Genomic DNA, 17,798 nt, shown 5'->3' with positions numbered 1-17,798 from the left:
AAACACTTCTCGATCACGGGAAAATATTACCCAGCACTCTCCTCACCTCACAAAAATCTCATAGCCTTCCATCCTGGACCTGCGAATTTAAGATGATATTGCTCGACAACATACTCATTACAATCAATATGTTATGTATATTATATCAATCAAAAGATAACCCATTGACCTTCCTGTCACCAACAACCTCACACAACCACTAAGTCGAAAATCATCGAAATAGCTCGACCAAGCCTCCCTCCTTCTAAAGGCACAGTCTTTGCTTGAAGAGGAATCACTGACCACACTTTCACATTCACTCCCGGAGGCAGGCATGAGCGAGAATCGAGATCACCGCGTGAAGGAACAGGCGGATAGCTCCATGAGCTTGGAGACCGTCATCGCGATGGGAATTTTTGGATGGATCGCCCTCAGCATGACCATGATGGGACTGGGAATCTGGTAGTCACTCAGACTCACCCCTCTGCATCGCACCACGAATCGTCCGTACCGGTCCGCCCTGACAAAGGAGTGCCCCGATGAAGAGCTCTGTCACACCAACGAACTTGCTGCGCCAGGTCCTGCACAGCCTTCTCGGGATCGCAGCCCTGACCCTCGTCAGCACCGGCTGCGCAGGCGGAGCAAGGACCGCCCCGCATGCAACGGTCAGCGTTCACGTGGAAGAGGTGACCGATTGGTCATTTGAAACCAGCCATCCCGTTGTGATCGACCAACCGACCATCGGAAAAGTTCTACTGGGACTCTATCGCATGGACGGCCAGAGCAGATCCTCAAAAACGCCCGCGTCAGGCAGCAAGCCGCTGACAGTCTTCAGCGATGAGGAAACAGCGCTTCTGGCTCCCCTGCTCGCAAAAAGTTTATCTCAGGCGACCCCCAACCAGCTAGTTGGCTTCCGCCTCACCCCACTGCCTGAATCAGGCGCAGAATCTATTCGAGGCAGTCTATATGTGCAGCATGGATCGATCTATTTAACGATCGGCAAAGGCAGCAAGCCCACAGGATTCCTGCCCAAATCTGCCGTGCGCACTGAGCCGGCCCCGGCCTATGTCGCCGGCGGCACACTCGATGCCACCACGATGATCATCGACTATCAGGCATTGGCCAAGGCAGAGGCAGAACAGCCTGCGCCCACGAAGGCAGCATCTCTAGCCAAAGCCCAGGAAACAGGAGAGGGAGCCCTCACCCAGCAGCAGCTCGACGAGCTATCCAACGCGAATCAAGAACTCGCCAGGAAAAACATTGAAGTCACCATGCTGCGCAGGGAATCAGATTGGATGAAGCGAGAGCTGCGGGAGCGAGACGAAGAGATCAAAGCGATCAAGCGAACAGCGGCACTGCCTACCGTGATACCGCCTCAACCGGTTGCGCAGGCTATCGTAGCCCCTACCAAACCGGCCTTGCAGACCAAGGTATCGGATAAACCGGCGCAAAAAAAGAAACAGGCGAAAGTCACCAAGACACACTAACCAGACGGAGCCCTGCTATATCGAACGGGGCCTTCTTCGAGGATCGCAGGATGCTCAAAAAGTCTGTCCAGCAAGGCCGCAGCGAGTGAAGGACCGAGGCGTACCCTGGAGGGTACGTTGAGGGCCTGAACGATGCGAGAACGACGCTGGCGGATTTTTTCAGCATCCTGCCTGCTCAGCCGACGTCCAGCAACTCCGGATGGAGCAACATGACATCGCTAGACAGAGGCTGCCGAAAAGTCATCCGCGAGTAACAGGCGTAGGTCACATAGGTATCTTGTAGACAGTACCGAGCCAACTCGGCTCCCTGCCCCTTCTCCCACATCTCAGCCACCTGCGATCCGCTCCCCGATTTGGTTTCGACGTTCAACGCCCGCGCCAGCACATCGAGCTTCACCCAGCCCCGCGTATCCCAATTGCTCCAGACCGCCATCGTATCGTAGACCGGTTCCGTGCGGAATTTGGCAAGGTTGATATCCAGGCTCGGCTTGACCTGATGGATAATCGATCGCTTCTTAATGAACGGCAGGTCGAAACCCAAACCGTTATGGGTGATAAAGAGCGACGGGCGGCTCTGCGCCAAACGGTTCCAGAATTGTTGCAGCAACTCCCGCTCATTTCCGCCATACCAGGCCACGGCACCGCGAGGCTCCAGCTGGTCGGAGAACTCCAAGAGGCCGATACAGACGATCCGGCTGAACGTGCCGTCGAACGAGGACTTCGCATACTGTTCATCCTCGACTCGTCGCTGCTCATCGGCTGCCCCTGCCGCAAACAAATCATAGCCCTCTGCCGGCGCAGATTCGTCGCTGGCTGGCAGTTTGCCCGCGAGACGAGCCCATTCCTCCCGAGGCGCTTGAACCGTTTCAATGTCCAGAACGACTTTCATACAGCCTGCCTCCGTAACGCTTCAATGATCGGACGGTCCGCTGGCGGAAACTCAAAGTCAGCCAATTCGTGCGGCCAGACCCAGCGAATCTCTGCGCAGTCGACCGCAGTGGCCTGACCCGATTCGATCCCGCAACGAAAGAAATGCAGCTCCACGGTTTTCTCAGGATATTGGTGCCGAACGATCTGAAAGGGCACTGGCGCGTCGATGCGAATATTCAATTCCTCGAACAGCTCCCGCTCCAGACATTCTTCGAAGGTTTCCCCAGGCTCTCGCTTGCCGCCAGGAAACTCCCAGAAGCCAGCCAAATGCACGTCGGCTTTCCGCCTGGCGATCAAGTACCGGCCTTCACGATAGACCAGACCTGCCGCGACTTCAACGACCTTCATAGCGCCCGATGCTCCGGCTACTTCCGAACGAAGGGGTACGTTTTGCAGAACGACTTCATCGGACATTGCTGGCAGGATGGATTTCTCGCCGAGCAACAGGTCGCCCCGAAGTCCATGATCGCCTGATTGAAGTCATAGCCCTTTCCGCGCGGGATCAAGGCTTCCGACAATTGCCAGAGTTTCGGCTTCTGCGTCTTGGGATCGCCCTTGGCCACAAACACCCGATGCAGGACCCGAATCACGTTCGTATCCAGGATCGGCGCATCCTCGTTGAAGGCAAAGGACCGGATCGCGCCGGCCGTATAACGTCCGATTCCCTTGAACGACAGCAGCTCCTCCGCATCGCTCGGGAGCTGTCCCCCGTACCGCTCCACCGTCTCACAGGCAATGCTATGCAGCCGCTCAGGCCGGATATTGTAGCCCAGCGGATACCAGGTCTTCTTCACATCAGAAACCCGCGCATCGGCCAGTTCCTCGAAGCTGGGATAGCGGTCCAGGAACTCATGGTACTTCGGAATCACCCGATCGACCTGAGTCTGCTGCAACATCACTTCAGAGACCAGAATGTGGTAGGGATCGGAGGTCTTGCGCCAAGGCAGATCGCGGCCATGCGTGGCATACCACTTTAGCAGCCGCGTCTGAAAACGGCGCTTCGAGGAGGGATCGAGCCGGAGCGGTTTCTTCGCGCCCTTCTTCATCCGCTAAGGCTGCGGGGGGAGCTGCCCCGCCTTAACCGCCAGAACCGTCACATCAAAGTGCAGAGTCTTTCCTGCGAGCGGATGGTTGAAGTCCAGCACCACCGTCTCCTCTTTGACTTCCTTCACGATGGGAAACGCGGTCGATCCATCGGCAGATCGCCCCTGAAGCTGCGCGCCGACCTTCTGCGCGGCAGGCGGAATGAGCTCCTTCTTCACCTCTTGAATCCCTTGCGGATCAATCGGTCCATAGCCGTCCATCGGGGCAACGGCGATGTGCTTGCGCTCGCCCTTCTTCATCCCTGCCAACGCCGCTTCCAAGCCGGGAACGATCTCATGCGCTCCCTGCACATAGGTCATGGGTTCCTTGCCGACGTTGGATTCCAGCACGGATTGATCGTCGAGGGTCAAGGTATATTCCAACGAGACGGCGCTTCCGGCTGACACAGTCACATTCTCGTCAGATACAGGAGACTCGGCATTGACCGGTGAAACCAGGAACAGACAGAACATCAGGCAGCTGGAACAGACTCCTCGCAAAAGTGACAATGGTGTCATCGCTCAAATCCTCCATACGATTCTATGAACAGGGTCCTGCTGGAAACACCGCGGCAGGAAAGGGGCAGCCTAGCGATCGATTCCAGCGACTCAAAACGAGGGGATATGTACCACAGTCCAGAGCCCCTTTCCAAACCTGGCAGGATGGCCCGGCCGATCCCCTGCCACCAATTGCCCTTCGCAGCCCGATGCCAGAATCTTCCCGTTGCTGCTCATTGATGCATCTGCCCGTGAATATATCAGCCAGGACCCTGCTGCGCGGGTGGATTGCGTTGACAGCCCCCCAGGCGCGGGGTAGCCTTTCAGAGGCGATCTACGCCAGAAAACTATCATTGCAGAAGAGCCAATCGGAGCACAGTTACAGTTATGGTTACGAGAAAACATCCCCGGTTCCCTGTGTCGCTCTCCAGCACCCTGGTGCACCAAAGCCGCACCCGCCATGAGGGATCGGTCCGGGACCTTTCGGCCAAGGGCTGCCGCGTGGAGAGCATCTTCAACCCCTTTACCGGCATGCAGCTGGCCATGCAGTTGCATGTCCCAGGCGAACCTCAGCCGATTATGATCGACAATGCCACGGTACGCTGGTCCGGGTCCGCCGGCATCGGCATCGAGTTTCTGGCGATTGCCCCCCCTCATCAAGACCGCCTGAACCGCATGATCCAGCAACTCCAACCAGCAGCAGGGCTGCAGTAGGCGCCCTCTCGTGAGTTGCATTTCAGGCCCTCGCCTCCGTATCCTCCTATCATTATGGAACTTTCCTCTCTGTCGCCGGAGCAACTGAAAGACCTTGTGCGCGGGATCGTCGACGATCGCCTGCGCGAGTTGCTGGGCGACCCGGACCTCGGACTGCAGCTGGACGAAGACCTACGAACCAGGCTGAAAGCATCGTTATCCAATACAGAGCGGCTGTCCGGTGAAGACATTGCGGACCAGCTCGGACTCCGCTGGTAAGGACCCATGGCCTGGTATCGCCTCGCCTATCGCCCAGCCATCCTCCAAGATCTTGCAGGCCTGGAGCCTGCCCTGGCTCAGAGGCTGTTCGACAAGACTAAATGGCTCGCCTCGAACGCCGAGAACTTGCGCCACGAACCTATTGCGCCTGACCTGGCAGGCCTCTTCAAATATGCCGTCGAAGATTGGCGGATTTTTTATTCCATCGATCGCGAGGAGCACCTGGTGGATATTCACCATATCATCAGCCGGAAAGAGCTTGGCTCATGATTGCCATTACTGTGTCCGCCATTGCGAAGCTCAAAGCGATTCAACTCGAGCATCCCGAGGATCCGGTCGTCAGAATTGCCGTGCGCGATCTGGACGAATCACGCTTGAGCTTCAGCATCACGTTGGAAGAAAACAGTCAGCCCGACGACGACGTGCAGCCGATCGATGGCCTGACGATCGCAGTTGACCGGCAGAGTACGCCACGGATGGAAGGTGTGACGGTAGACTATACGGAAGCAGAGGGGTTTCGTTTTCTGCATGAAGGCGAGGGCCGAAGCCTGCCGCTGCTCACGATTCCCACGCTCAATTAATGGAAGGGGCCGCCCCTGGCAGACTGCGGGAAAACTCAGTTAATACGGAAAGCATGGCCAAAATATTCCGTAAGGTGTTAGGGTGAGAATACCCTCAGGATGCTCAAAAAGTCCGTCCAGCAAGGCCGCAGCGAGCGAAGAGGCGAGGCGTACCCTTGCGGTACGTTGAGCCTCTTCGTGAAGCGAGAACGCCGCTGGCGGACTTTTTCAGCATCCGGTTAGATCAATCGATCAGACAATGTCGCGACATGCACCTGAAACTCGCCCCGCGCCACATCCTCGACATAACGGCGCAACACGTCCTTGACCACGGGAAAGGCGATCTCGTCCCAGGGAATGGCAGAGAGGGAGAAGAGCTGCACCTCAAGGCTTTCCTCACCGACCCCGAAGTCCGGCGAGTGCATCGGCCCGCGGAATACCAGGTAGGCCTGACCGATGTGCGGCAAACTCAAGACCGCAAACAGGCAGATCCGCTCCACCTGAGCCTGCGCCTCCTCGAAGGTCTCGCGAACGGCTGCCTGCTCGGTGCTTTCGCCGATCTCCATAAAACCGGCAGGAAAGGTCCAGAGACCGGACTTGGGCTCGATGGCGCGCCGACAAAGAAGAATTTGTCCATCCCATTCCGGAATGCAGCCTGCGACGATTTTCGGATTATGGTAATGAATAGTCTGGCAGGAGCCGCAGACAAACCGCAGACGATTATCGCCGGCGGGAATTTGCTGGGTGACAGGCGTGGCGCACACGCTGCAATAATTCATAGGATAGTGACGGGTGATGAGTGAAGGGTGACGAGCGAAAAAAGGATGGTTCGCGCGTCTCGCCTGTCCCGCACGTCTTGCGAGGCGTTGTATAAATATGGATAGCACAAAACTACGATTCTTTGCACCCTGTCCGCAGGGGCTGGAGGGGGTGCTCGAACAGGAGCTCCACGACCTGGGCGTGCCGATGACCACGAAGACGGACGGAGGGATCGCCTTCCTGGCTCCTTGGGCCACGATGTATTGGGTCAACCTCAAGAGTCACATTGCCAGCCGCGTCCTCTGGGAAGTCGGACAGGCCCCCTACCTCTCGGAAGACGATGTCTACCGCGCGGCCTATAGCCTCCCCTGGCCTGACTGGTTCACCTCGTCACAGACTATTAAAGTGAAGGTCAGTGCGCGCCGTTGCCCCCTTACCAGCCTGGATTTTATTACGCTGCGCATTAAAGACGCGGTCTGCGATAAGTTCATGGCGGTGCGCCATAAGCGACCGGACGTGGACACAAAGCGCCCGAACATCCGGATCGACGCCTTCCTCGATGAGTCCACCGTCACCTTCTATCTGGACACCTCCGGCGAACCCCTCTTTAAGCGAGGCCATCGAGTCCTATCCGTCGAGGCGCCCTTGCGCGAAAACCTGGCGGCTGGCTTGCTGCGATTGGCTGGCTGGGCTCCCAATGAGGTCCTGCTCGATCCCATGTGCGGCAGCGGCACAATCCCGCTCGAAGCCGCGCTGATGGCGCGAAAAATCGCGCCGGGACAGTCCCGCTCATTCGGGTTTGAACGGTTGATCGTCCACGATCCCAAACGCTGGGGCCATCTGCGAGAGGCCTCCAGGATCAAACAACTGGCCACAGTACCGGCTGCCATCTATGCCTCCGACCGGGATCCTGCCGCGGTCAAGATCGCGCAGCGGATATTTCAGGGGGCGGGAGTCGGAATCGATATTCGCCTGAGACAAAGCGACGTGCTCGACCTCGAAGCTCCAGCTGAACAGGGCGTGATCATGATCAACCCTCCCTACGGAGTCAGACTCAGCAAGCCGGAGGAACTGGATGACTTCTACCCCAAACTAGGCGACTGGCTAAAGCAGCGGTTCAGCGGGTGGCGGGCCTATATCTTTACCGGAGATTTGCGGGTCCCCAAACTGATCGGTCTCGCTCCATCGAAACGCATTCCCCTCTTCAATGGCCCGCTGGAATGTCGCCTGTATGAATTTTTGATTATGTCAGGATCGATGCGCAAGACGATTGCCCCGCCCGATAGTACGGAGTAACGTCTCTTCATCAACAGGCGACTTCCGGCAGTGAAAACTGCAAGAAGATCGCTAGGCGCAATGACCTCCCACTCCCGCGATTACAAGTAGTTGCCTCAACTCCTTCATCCCTCCCCTTGACTTCTGCCCGACGGAAGTTATCTACGTCTTACAACGTATATCTCGCGTCTTCTCACCGACCGAGCGAAGGGGTGCTTCCACATGAATATCGAGACTCTCGCCATAAAACTACCGGTCCTCCCGATTAAGCGCACCGTGCTATTTCCCGGGGTCATGATGCCCTTGACCGTCGGACGTGCACGATCGGTCGCTGCCGTAGAGGCGGCGATGAAAACAGAAGAGAAGATGATTCTGGTGGTCGCGCAACGCGACCCCCAAACGGATGAGCCGGGGCTCGAAGAGCTCTATACAATCGGCACCAAGGCCATCGTGAAACAGGTTGGGCGGTCGGAGGACGGCACGATCCATGCGCTCGTGCAGGGACTCGAACGGGTTGCGCTACTCAAAGTCGAACAGACAAAGCCGTTTCTTCTCGTCGAAGCCAGGCGACTCGATAGTCCGGCGGACGAGGGCACAGAAGTCCAAGCCCTCCACCGAGCCATCCAGGGGTTGGTCACAGATCTACCTCGATTAATTCAGGCCCCCGGCATTCAGGAAGCAGCAGCGGCCTTCAGTAACGAGGACAATCCCGTCTCCTTGGCCTATCGCGTGGCCTCGCTCCTCAATCTCACGGTGCAGGACGAGCAAAAACTGCTCGAAAGTTCCTCCACAATCGAACTGCTGCGATCGCTCTACGGCGCGCTCTCGAAAGAAATCCAGATACTACAGTTGCGAGATAAAATCACCAGCGAGGCTTCAGCCAAGATCGGCAAGACCCAGCGAGAATATGTCCTCCGTGAACAATTGAAGGCGATTCAAGAGGAACTGGGTGAGGGCAAGGGAGAAGAGAGCGAGATCACCGAGCTCAAAAAGAAGATTCAAGAAGCCGAGCTTCCGGATTCTGTGCGCAAGGAAGTGGAGCGGGAGATTGCCAAGTTAGCGAAAGTACCGCCCTCCTCGCCTGAGCATCAGGTCCTGAGGACGTATCTTGAGTTGGTACTGGAGCTCCCCTGGAAGAAATCCTCGGAAGACCGGCTGGAGTTGAGCAAGGTTCGCCAGGTGCTGGAAGAGGACCACTACGGCATCAAAGAAGTGAAGGAACGGATCGTCGAACATCTGGCAGTGCTGAAACTAAATCCCACAGCCAAGGCGCCCATCCTCTGCCTGCTCGGACCTCCTGGCGTCGGCAAGACCAGCCTGGGCCAGTCGATTGCCAGATCCATGGGACGGACCTTCGAACGGTTGAGCCTGGGAGGCGTGCATGATGAAGCGGAATTGCGCGGTCACCGCCGGACCTACGTCGGAGCCCTGCCTGGACGGATCATTCAGGCCATGCGTCGCGCCAACGTGAATAATCCCGTCTTGATGTTGGACGAGGTCGACAAGATGGGCCGCGACTTCCGTGGCGATCCGGCTTCGGCCCTCTTAGAGATCCTGGATCCGGCGCAGAACCACACGTTCCGCGACCACTATCTGGATCTTCCGTTCGATCTGTCGAAGGTCTTCTTCATCACGACCGCCAACACGCTGGATACGATCAGCCAACCCCTGTTGGACCGTATGGAAATCATTCGCCTGCAAGGCTATAGCGAAGGGGAAAAAGCAGAGATCGCCCGCCGCTACTTGTGGCCGAGACGGCTCAAAGAAGCAGGTCTCGACGCAAGCCAAGCGCTGCTGTCGGATGAGGTATTGAATCTCGTCATCAGCCGCTACACGCGGGAAGCGGGCGTACGGCAACTGGAACAGATGCTGGGACGGCTGACCAGAAAAGTCGCCCTGACTTTCGCGGAACTTCCGGAGGGCCAGGAGCGGCAGCCCGTCACCATCCATGCCGAGGTCCTCGAAGACTGGCTCGGCTCCGAGCGCTTCATGCCGGAGGAGGCACGCAAAGTCTTGCCTCCTGGCGTGGCCACAGGGCTCGCCTGGACCCCAAGTGGCGGGGATGTGCTCTATATCGAAACCACCCTGCTCCCCGGCAGCCACGAACTGACAATCACCGGTCAGTTGGGAGACGTCATGCAGGAGTCTGCCAGGGCTGCGCGAAGCTACCTCTGGTCGCACGCGGAAAGCATGGGGCTCGATATTTCCCGCTTCAAACGGAATGGGTTGCATATCCATGTGCCATCCGGTGCCATCCCGAAAGACGGACCATCGGCCGGTATCACCATGGCCACCGCGCTCGCATCGTCCTATAGCGGGAAAGCGGTGCGGAGCGATACCGCCATGACCGGCGAAATCAGCCTGAGCGGGCTGGTATTACCGGTCGGCGGGATCAAAGAAAAGGTGCTGGCCGCGCATCGCGCCGGCATCCGACGCATCATCCTGCCAAAGGCGAACGAGAAGGACCTGAAAGAGGTCCCGCAGGAAGTGCGGAATGAGCTGACCTTCATCCTGGCCGAGCGGATCGAAGAAGTGCTCCCGGCCGCATTCAACCAGGATACACCGGCATCCGCGAGAGCAGAGCGGGACGAACCGCTCGCCACCTCGACTGCGTCCTAACCCGTAGGAGGCCCCGGCGCACCGCCGGGGCCTCATCCATTAGCTTAGGTGCTCCCCCTCAACTTTCCTTCCGTATTCCCCGCTCAATTCAAGCAATGGTGGGGAGCGGCCAGGTGCCCACCTTGCTCGCAGAACAGAGGACAACCTTGGCCACTCCCCTTTATATGGTTGGGGGAAAGGACAGAGAATACCGGCCTGGTAATTCCCTGTGCTCGCGCAACGCGCGGTCGCGGACTCCCCTCGTTGGACGCGCGCACGATGGGAGCCCGCTAGGCCGCCCTTCCAATACCGGTAGGGAGTAGAGAAAGGAAGAGGCTAACTGTACTTTGTGCTCGCTGAGGGAAATTTGCCCCGTAAATTTTCTAATGTATTGACATGCAACCATAGCAACCCTTGCGTCTTTTCCTCTAACCTTCTTACAATGCCCCCACGCTTCGGTCGCGCGACCGTCACAAAGGCGTATTATAAAAGGCTTCTGCCCCCTTTCCCAGCAACGGACATTCCGGTAGCTTGTTCGAATTTCTGGATGAGCACCCACACGAGATCGGCCGCCAGAAGACAGCGATGCCTCGGCGGGTCTTTAATCGTTATGCGTTACAGATTGGTAGATAAATATCACGCGGGTGGTACTACTTGTGAGAAGAGTGACTTCAGATGGCCAAAATTAATCTAGTCGGTCCAAGCCGAGACGGTGATCAGTTCCACTATTGGTGGGCCGCCCGCCGTTGCCTGCTTCTCCTTTCGCCCGTTGCCAGCTTGAAAGCGATTACGATCGAGGGCGCATCGCCATCTGAGGAAGCGGCGGAAGATCGCATCACAACCGGCGAAGAGCTAATTGACGTCGGTGAGTATTACGGGAGTGAGCATCGTGAACGAGCAACACTGATCCGCTACATCCAGCTTAAGCATTCAACACTGAGGGCGAATGAGGCGTGGACACCGAGCGGGTTGGAGAAAACGTTAACGGGATTTGCTGAACGGTACAAGGCACTTCAAGAGCACCCTAATACAATAGACCTGAATGGCAAGTTGGAGTTTTGGTTCGTTTCGAATCGGCCGATCAATACCGAATTTCTAGAGGCTATATATGACGCCGCTGGAGGTATTCCGGCACGACACGTCAAAAATCTCCAGAAGCTTGAGCGGTTCACATGCCTCAGTGGCACAGCACTCGCATCCTTTTGCAAGCTTCTTCGACTTGAAGGAAGTCAGGAAGGGCTGTGGGATCAACAGAACCTACTGGCCCAAGATATCAGCTGCTACCTCGTCGATGCGGACGTGGACGCTCCCGTTCAACTGAAGGAATTGGTGACCCAGAAGGCGCTCTCCAGAAGTGCCAATAATCCGTCGATCACCAGATTGGATGTGCTTCGGGCGCTCAAGACCGAGGAGAAGCGCCTATTTCCTACTCCATGCCTTATCAGAGATCTCGAAAAGGCGGTGCCGCGTGAGCAGGAATCAGAGCTTCTCCAAGCGATCCTGCAAGCGAGTGGTATTCCCATCATCGTTCACGCTGCCGGTGGGGTTGGGAAATCGGTTTTTGCAACACGTATCAAATCGGGATTGCCCATTGGCTCATCAAGCGTTCTTTATGACTGCTTTGGCAATGGTCAGTACCGTAATCCCAGCGGCTATCGGCATCGCCACAAGGATGCTCTGGTTCAAATCGCAAACGAACTGGCCGCCAAAGGGCTATGCCACCTCCTCATTCCCACCCCTCATGCCGAACCGTCGGACTACGTGAGAGCTTTCATTTATCGTCTAAAGCAAAGCATCGCCTCGCTTAGATCAAAGAACCCGCAAGCTCTTCTGTCCATCATAATCGACGCCGCGGATAATGCTCAGATGGCGGCAGAAGAATTCGGCGAAGTGCGATCTTTCGTGCGTGACTTGCTCCGAGAGCAAATGCCAGAGGGGGTGCGTTTGGTCGCACTGTGCAGAACCCATCGGCAGGAATATCTTGATCCTCCGCCTGACGCACTACGGCTTGAACTTCACCCTTTCAGTCGCATCGAAACTGCGACACTTTTGCGGCAGGCTTTCATCGACGCCTCCGAACAAGATGTCGACGAATTCCATCGTTTGAGTTCTCAAAACCCTCGCGTTCAAGCGCTGGCGCTTTCGTGGAAAGCCCTGTTAAACGATACTCTCCGCGCTCTCGGTCCTAATCCGACTACAGTCGAAGACACGATCGGAAATCTCCTCAATGCTTCCGTTGCAAAACTGCGCGACGCGGTAGGGACTGTCGAGAAGACACAAATAAACAGAATCTGCGCTGGCTTGGCCGCGCTCCGGCCTTTGATTCCTTTGTCTGTTCTAGCCTCAATCTCGGGGGTCCATGAGGCTGCGATCAAGAGTTTCGCATTCGATCTCGGGCGTCCACTCCTTGTCACGGGTGACACGATCCAATTCTTTGATGAGCCCGCCGAGACGTGGTTCAGAGATAAGTTCAAGCCCACCACAGGCGATCTTGTGGCTTTTGTGGCGACCCTGAAACCACTCGCCTCAACCAGTTCATATGTGGCATCCACTTTACCGCAACTCATGCTGGAGGCGGGGCAATTCACGGAGCTTGTGGCGCTCGCGCTGTCTTCCCAAGCCCTACCGAGCACCAGCCCCGTTGAGAGGCGAGATGTTGAACTTCAGCGGCTTCAATTTGCCCTCAAGGCAAGCTTGCGGGCGAAGCGCTACACTGATGCAGCTAAGCTAGCACTGAAGGCTGGCGGCGAAAGTGCCGGTGATGAACGGCAGCGCAAGCTTCTTCAAGCGAATACAGACTTGGCTGCGGTCTTCATGGAGAGTGACCGAATTCACGAACTCGTTTCGCGAAAGACATTTGGTTCGGGTTGGGTTGGTTCCCACCACGCCTATGAAGCTGGGCTGCTGTCCGGACGGAGCGAACTGTTGGGTGACGCACGGTCTAGATTGCGGATGGCCCGCGAATGGCTACGAAACTGGAGCAGGCTTTCAAAAGAGGAGCGACAAAAAGAGGAATTATCTGATAACGACATCCTTGAGATGGCGACCGCCTTTTTCAACATTCATGGCGCTAGTAGCTGTGCCCGCGATCTCCGAATATGGCGGCCCCGTGAGGTCTCGTTTCGCGTCGGACGAACTTTGGCCAGCCGGTTTATTGATCATGGCCGATATCAGGACCTCGATGAGCTGGCGCTAGCCGCTAAGAACGACCTGTTTCTTGTACTTGCGATTACATTGGAATTACATGTGGTCCATAGAGCACCTCCCAAGAGAGTTGTGGAACGTGCTCTCCGCTTGGTCATGAATCCACGCATCAGGCTAAAGGACAGTGGTGGCTGGAATAGTGAGGAAAACGTTATCCGGGCAGTGACCGCACTGGTAGAAGCTGCACATAAGCTATCGATTGGCACAACCGACGAGCTGATCGCACTTCTGACACGCTATTTGCCCGCGTCACCTCCACGAGGTCTCTCGTCTCGACATGGCCAGCAGCGGTTTCCGCTACTTCGTGCGTTCGCACTGCGAGCAGAACTTGGCAGACAATCAATACAATTGATCGATTTAGCGCATGACGAGCTCCGAAAAGAACTGGGAACCCAAAAGTCGCACTCAGATTCTCAGGATGCCCGGAACTTCAAAGAAGATATCGGAGCTCTCTTACCCTGGCACTGTTTATGGGCAGCAACCTTGGTCGGTCGGATGTCGCCTACGGAACTTGCAGATGCTATCGCCGAACGGAAGGCCTCGTATGAGAAGGCAGAAGGGATCAGCTACCGGGAGCAGTCGGAAACATCCGATGAAATTGCTCGAGTCTGGTTTGATACCTTGCTGACCGCGAATAGCGTTGATGCTACATCGGTCGATGAATTCGAGCAGTGGATCAGCAGCCTTAAGCGGCCATTGTTCACGAAGACGCTCACACACCTGGCACGATTGGCAGCCCGATCCCCCTCGCTGGAAGCGCGCGCGCTCGACTATGCTGGGAAGGCCTTCGGCCTAATCCAAGGTGCGCGCGAAGATGCAGAGTCGAAGTCGGGCAGCTATGTCGAGCTGTCCAGAGCAATCTTGACGGTAAGCCGGTCAGAAGCCGCTGCTTATTTTAATCAAGCCGTGGAAGTCGCAAGCAAGATCGGTGACGAAAATTTAGAGCGGTGGGGGGCACTTTTGGACTTGGCCGATCGTGCTGCCTCTCGAAATACCTCGAAGCCAATTTTGGCATATCGACTCGCTCGTTGTGCCGAACTGACTTACGACTATGTCGATCGTGACAAACATTTTGACTGGGAAGCCACTGTCGAGGCGATTTCCTGTCTATGCGGAAAGTCCTCTCTGGCGATCCTCAGTCGTTGGCGGGACCGAGGTTTCGGGTGGGCGGGACGAATATTGCCAATCGCGGTCAACTTCCTTCTCTCACGTGGCGACCTCGACCCAAATATTGCACTGGCATTGATAACCTTCCGTGTGGACTGGAATGAGCCACTCTTGCTCAAAAATGTCCTGGCGACCTGCGCAAACAAGACTGAAAAGGAGACGGCGACTGGGCTCGCCTACCGTTACATGACACTGGACCAACAGAGTGTTGGAACATGGCGCGAGCTCAAGAAGGTCTTAACCGGGCACGGCATTACACTCCCTGACCTTGATGCTAGAATCGCTTTGAGTGAGCGCGAGGAACAATCCAGGAAATTGACAGAGAACGGTTACCACATAGGTCAAGGAAGTAAAGATGAGCGCGATTGGAACGCAATCTTTGAGGGTGTTGATCTAAGCACCGTCAATGGTATTTCCCAGGCCTATCAGCGATTCAAGGACTTAGACCCACCGTACTACCATGAGAATTTCTTTAAAGAAGCGTGCCGCCGAGTGCATGTTGGCAAAGAGGTCGAATTCATCGCTGCTGTTGCGAATGTAGCCAATTTCGACCTCTTTCATTTCCGTAACATTCTTGAACAGCTCCCCGAGAACTGGAGAGGCCGGCTCGCAGTCAAAGCGGCCCTTGCCCAGACCCTGAGGACATTTTGCCGACGATTCTGCATGGCCATTACGAAGAGCCGGTACTATGAGATGCTTCCTTTCAAAACTGCCTGCGAGCTATCTGGAATTCCTGAAGGGGACGTGGTCGATGTGGTTCTTCTCGCCATAGGAGAAACAGCCGAAATCGCTGATGCGAGCCGCTTGTTCACGCTGGTGGGACTTCTTGCCTCAAAACTGGCTGAAAATGAAGCGTCGGAGGCCCTTTCGTTCGGGCTTGATCTATTTGCCCCCGCTCTAGAGGACACAGATGGCGATGGGCCGTGGGCACCCAGACTTGAGCCTCCCAGCGAGATTGAAGGCTCAGTAGCTGGCTATATCTGGGGCTGCCTCGCAGCTCCGCGGGCAAGTTTGCGCTGGGAAGCTGCACATGTAGTCCGAGCACTTTGCACGTTAGGACAAGCGAACGTACTCGAGCATCTCATCACTCTGGCGAAGGGAGCATCACCCGACGCCTTTCATGACGCCCGATTGCATTTCTATAAACTGCACGCACGGCAATGGTTGCTCATCGGATTGACCCGCGCCGTAAAAGATCGTCCGGATCTTGTCGCCCCACATGCTGACTTTTTGATCGAGCTAGTGTTCGCCAATGAACCTCACGTCCTCATTCAGGAGTTTACCAAGAGGACCCTCCTTACTTTGTTGGATGCCGGATTCTTGACATCGCAGACTGACCTGCGTCGGCGCCTGTCGGCCATCAACACATCACTGTTTTCGGCTGTCCAATCGAAATCTTATCGTCGCCATGAAATCGAGGAAACCAATGACAAAGATAAGAACGATACCGAAGGCAAGGAAGATCGGTTCTATTTCGGTATCGACATGGGGCCGTACTGGTTTGCTTCTCTTGGAAGCTGTTTTGCCAAGTCGCAAACCAGTATCGAACGTGAAGCATTACGCGTAATTAGAAGCGATTGGCAGATATCTGGGGGGAATCGCTGGGATGAAGATGAGCGCCACCGGCGCAAAATTTTTAGAGATATGGAGGCCTATCACTCTCACGGCTCATATCCACGTGTAGACGACCTGCGCTTCTATCATTCCTACCATGCGATGATGGTGGTAGCAGGAACACTCCTAGCAACAACGCCCGTACATCATGACCCCGACGAGTCGAAAGATGAGTTTCAGAATTGGATCGCACGCCATGATCTTTCTCGTCTGGACGGGGGATGGCTAGCAGACCGTCGCGATCCGACGCCACTTGAAAGGCCAGAGTGGAAGGATACGAAGGACACGGAGGAATGGCGTTGGTCGATCGCGAGGAAAGACTTTGATCGAATTCTTATCACGCCTGACGGTCGGATGAATCTTTGGGGCCATTGGATATGGAGGTCGGAACGTCGAGAAGAATCCATTAGCGTTTGCAGCGCGCTGGTTTCGCCTAATCGCTCTGCAGCTTTACTGAGGGCCTTACAGAACGCGGGCAATCCACATGACTATCGAATTCCTGACGCCGAGGATGAACTGCAAATCGATGAGGATGGGTTTCAGCTAAAGGGATGGATTGTGGACCGATCCCGCGACCGGGGGATAGATGAACGAGACACATGGGCTGGAGATATCAGATATCCCCCTCCTGAACCTGCCGATTATGTCTTGCGCCTTATGAAACTTAACTCTGACACGGAGCGTCGGCGATGGTTCATCCAGGGTGAATGCACTGATGTAGCGTGGTCGTTAACTTGGGGGCAGTTCCAGGAAAAAGACGATGAAGAAACGAGTCACGAAAGCGGATCTCGTTTTCAAGCATCTCGTGGATTCACTGTAGCGCTCCTGTCGCATCTGAGAATGGATCTGATCGTCTCAGTAGAGATTGAACGTCGCCGGCCATATACCCGATGGGAAAGGAGTAATGATGACGACACCAGATATATCCCGCGAAGCACACGGCTCTTCCTCATCAAGGTCGACGGTACTATTAGATCGCTGTGAAGCGACGGTTCAACTTGGCAGAAAACTGACGAATGAGCTTGGCATCGATCAGTCTGTGGATACTCTCGGCCGATGGATGGCTCATTACATTGCGGAGCTAATTCAGGATGCGGAGAAAGCCAGCGCTGAGGAGCGACCAGAGAAGATGCGAGTCTGTTGTGACGCAATCTTAAACCTTTGGAAGCATCGGCACAGCTTGCAAGATGGCAAACGTCCATTTGAGGAAATCGAACCACTGCTAAGAACTCTTGCGAGCCTCGACCCTGAAAACACCACATCAAGATATTTTAGCTCGGTAAGAGCTGCTGCTGAAAATGCTGAAGACAATAGCGAAACGAAATCCTGGTTAAAGCTTATTGATGGCTTGGACTATTCGGCAAAAATACTCATTCGCTATTGCCTAACACAGGCCGCACAAAATTCGCTCAATAAGTCCGTGGAGTGGGTCGCCCTTGCTAGCGCCGCTGGTGTTGACGAAAGCGCCGAATTCCCTCTAGTTCGCGTCATTATTCAAGAGGACGCTGAATTGCAAGCATCTGACCCGAGCAAGATAGAAAGGAAGCGCATCGAGGATCGCATCGATAAACTAGAGTCATTCGTGAAGATGGCTATGGCAGTGGTCTCTGAGTTGCGAAAGGAAGTTCCGCAAGCTCAAGTATCAGGGAAGAAAAAGAAGGCACGAAAATAAA

At 55.7% G+C, this 17,798-nt stretch carries 15 protein-coding genes; 10 read left to right on the top strand and 5 right to left on the bottom strand.

The genetic code is table 11. The features are described 5' to 3' along the window. Positions 1–313: 313 nt before the first annotated feature. Both NT179_00860 and NT179_00855 read left to right on the top strand, forming a co-directional pair. Positions 314–445, top strand: a complete 132-nt coding sequence (locus NT179_00860; protein MCX5720566.1) for a hypothetical protein — start codon at positions 314–316, stop codon at positions 443–445. A gap of 73 nt (positions 446–518) precedes the next feature. Then, the gene (locus tag NT179_00855; protein ID MCX5720565.1) at positions 519–1,466 is read left to right on the top strand and encodes a hypothetical protein; all 948 of its coding nucleotides are present in this window, start codon (positions 519–521) and stop codon (positions 1,464–1,466) included. Positions 1,467–1,641: 175 nt separating this feature from the next. Here the strand turns inward: NT179_00855 and NT179_00850 are convergent, their stop codons facing one another. The 4 genes from NT179_00850 to NT179_00835 are packed head-to-tail and all read right to left on the bottom strand — an operon-like array spanning position 1,642 to position 3,997. Continuing rightward, entirely contained in the window at positions 1,642–2,355 is a 714-nt protein-coding gene (locus NT179_00850; GenBank protein MCX5720564.1) for a ribonuclease H-like domain-containing protein, read from the bottom strand. Continuing rightward, the gene (gene mutT, locus NT179_00845; protein ID MCX5720563.1) at positions 2,352–2,744 is read right to left on the bottom strand and encodes an 8-oxo-dGTP diphosphatase MutT; all 393 of its coding nucleotides are present in this window, start codon (positions 2,742–2,744) and stop codon (positions 2,352–2,354) included. Before mutT ends, NT179_00850 begins: the two co-directional genes overlap by 4 nt. 17 nt (positions 2,745–2,761) lie before the next feature. Beyond that, positions 2,762–3,442, bottom strand: a complete 681-nt coding sequence (locus NT179_00840) for an A/G-specific adenine glycosylase (GenBank protein MCX5720562.1) — start codon at positions 3,440–3,442, stop codon at positions 2,762–2,764. Between the two features lie 3 nt (positions 3,443–3,445). Next, entirely contained in the window at positions 3,446–3,997 is a 552-nt protein-coding gene (locus NT179_00835; protein ID MCX5720561.1) for a peptidylprolyl isomerase, read from the bottom strand. A gap of 366 nt (positions 3,998–4,363) precedes the next feature. Here NT179_00835 and NT179_00830 point away from each other — a divergent pair, with 366 nt between their 5' ends. The 4 genes from NT179_00830 to NT179_00815 are packed head-to-tail and all read left to right on the top strand — an operon-like array spanning position 4,364 to position 5,529. Further along, entirely contained in the window at positions 4,364–4,690 is a 327-nt protein-coding gene (locus NT179_00830) for a PilZ domain-containing protein (GenBank protein ID MCX5720560.1), read from the top strand. A 54-nt stretch (positions 4,691–4,744) separates the two neighbouring features. Next, positions 4,745–4,948, top strand: coding sequence for a hypothetical protein (locus tag NT179_00825; GenBank protein ID MCX5720559.1), 204 nt, complete (start codon positions 4,745–4,747; stop codon positions 4,946–4,948). A gap of 6 nt (positions 4,949–4,954) precedes the next feature. Continuing rightward, positions 4,955–5,218: a type II toxin-antitoxin system RelE/ParE family toxin gene (locus NT179_00820; protein MCX5720558.1), complete on the top strand. Its 264-nt coding sequence runs from the start codon at positions 4,955–4,957 to the stop codon at positions 5,216–5,218. Then, positions 5,215–5,529: a hypothetical protein gene (locus tag NT179_00815; protein ID MCX5720557.1), complete on the top strand. Its 315-nt coding sequence runs from the start codon at positions 5,215–5,217 to the stop codon at positions 5,527–5,529. Before NT179_00820 ends, NT179_00815 begins: the two co-directional genes overlap by 4 nt. Positions 5,530–5,747: 218 nt before the next feature. On the opposite strand, the gene NT179_00810 is transcribed toward NT179_00815, so the two are convergent. Then, entirely contained in the window at positions 5,748–6,287 is a 540-nt protein-coding gene (locus tag NT179_00810; protein MCX5720556.1) for an NUDIX hydrolase, read from the bottom strand. Between the two features lie 97 nt (positions 6,288–6,384). On the opposite strand from NT179_00810, the gene NT179_00805 reads away from it, so the two are divergent. From NT179_00805 to NT179_00790, 4 genes are all read left to right on the top strand, one after another. Further along, a complete protein-coding gene (locus NT179_00805; protein ID MCX5720555.1) occupies positions 6,385–7,563 on the top strand; it encodes a class I SAM-dependent RNA methyltransferase in 1,179 nt (392 codons plus the stop codon). A 201-nt stretch (positions 7,564–7,764) separates the two neighbouring features. Beyond that, positions 7,765–10,161: an endopeptidase La gene (gene lon, locus NT179_00800; GenBank protein ID MCX5720554.1), complete on the top strand. Its 2,397-nt coding sequence runs from the start codon at positions 7,765–7,767 to the stop codon at positions 10,159–10,161. A gap of 654 nt (positions 10,162–10,815) precedes the next feature. Further along, positions 10,816–17,109, top strand: coding sequence for a hypothetical protein (locus NT179_00795; GenBank protein MCX5720553.1), 6,294 nt, complete (start codon positions 10,816–10,818; stop codon positions 17,107–17,109). Further along, positions 17,030–17,797 (top strand): hypothetical protein, encoded by a 768-nt coding sequence (locus tag NT179_00790; protein ID MCX5720552.1) that lies wholly within the window; start codon positions 17,030–17,032, stop codon positions 17,795–17,797. Before NT179_00795 ends, NT179_00790 begins: the two co-directional genes overlap by 80 nt. Position 17,798: the final 1 nt, after the last annotated feature.

The sequence above is a fragment of the Nitrospirota bacterium genome, from assembly GCA_026387665.1.
Lineage (GTDB): Bacteria > Nitrospirota > Nitrospiria > Nitrospirales > Nitrospiraceae > Palsa-1315.
The sequence above is the reverse complement of the archived record's forward strand: the minus strand, read 5'-3'. Positions and strand labels throughout refer to the sequence as shown.

Bases quoted from the DNA above. Each gene is read 5' to 3' on its own strand.
- NT179_00840 (MCX5720562.1), bottom strand. From the start codon at position 3,442: ATGAAGAAGGGCGCGAAGAAACCGCTCCGGCTCGATCCCTCCTCGAAG.
- NT179_00795 (MCX5720553.1), top strand. From the start codon at position 10,816: ATGGCCAAAATTAATCTAGTCGGTCCAAGCCGAGACGGTGATCAGTTC.
- NT179_00835 (MCX5720561.1), bottom strand. From the start codon at position 3,997: ATGACACCATTGTCACTTTTGCGAGGAGTCTGTTCCAGCTGCCTGATG.
- NT179_00830 (MCX5720560.1), top strand. From the start codon at position 4,364: ATGGTTACGAGAAAACATCCCCGGTTCCCTGTGTCGCTCTCCAGCACC.
- NT179_00825 (MCX5720559.1), top strand. From the start codon at position 4,745: ATGGAACTTTCCTCTCTGTCGCCGGAGCAACTGAAAGACCTTGTGCGC.
- NT179_00805 (MCX5720555.1), top strand. From the start codon at position 6,385: ATGGATAGCACAAAACTACGATTCTTTGCACCCTGTCCGCAGGGGCTG.
- NT179_00815 (MCX5720557.1), top strand. From the start codon at position 5,215: ATGATTGCCATTACTGTGTCCGCCATTGCGAAGCTCAAAGCGATTCAA.
- NT179_00790 (MCX5720552.1), top strand. From the start codon at position 17,030: ATGATGACGACACCAGATATATCCCGCGAAGCACACGGCTCTTCCTCA.
- lon (MCX5720554.1), top strand. From the start codon at position 7,765: ATGAATATCGAGACTCTCGCCATAAAACTACCGGTCCTCCCGATTAAG.
- NT179_00810 (MCX5720556.1), bottom strand. From the start codon at position 6,287: ATGAATTATTGCAGCGTGTGCGCCACGCCTGTCACCCAGCAAATTCCC.
- NT179_00855 (MCX5720565.1), top strand. From the start codon at position 519: ATGAAGAGCTCTGTCACACCAACGAACTTGCTGCGCCAGGTCCTGCAC.
- NT179_00860 (MCX5720566.1), top strand. From the start codon at position 314: ATGAGCGAGAATCGAGATCACCGCGTGAAGGAACAGGCGGATAGCTCC.
- mutT (MCX5720563.1), bottom strand. From the start codon at position 2,744: ATGAAGGTCGTTGAAGTCGCGGCAGGTCTGGTCTATCGTGAAGGCCGG.
- NT179_00820 (MCX5720558.1), top strand. From the start codon at position 4,955: ATGGCCTGGTATCGCCTCGCCTATCGCCCAGCCATCCTCCAAGATCTT.
- NT179_00850 (MCX5720564.1), bottom strand. From the start codon at position 2,355: ATGAAAGTCGTTCTGGACATTGAAACGGTTCAAGCGCCTCGGGAGGAA.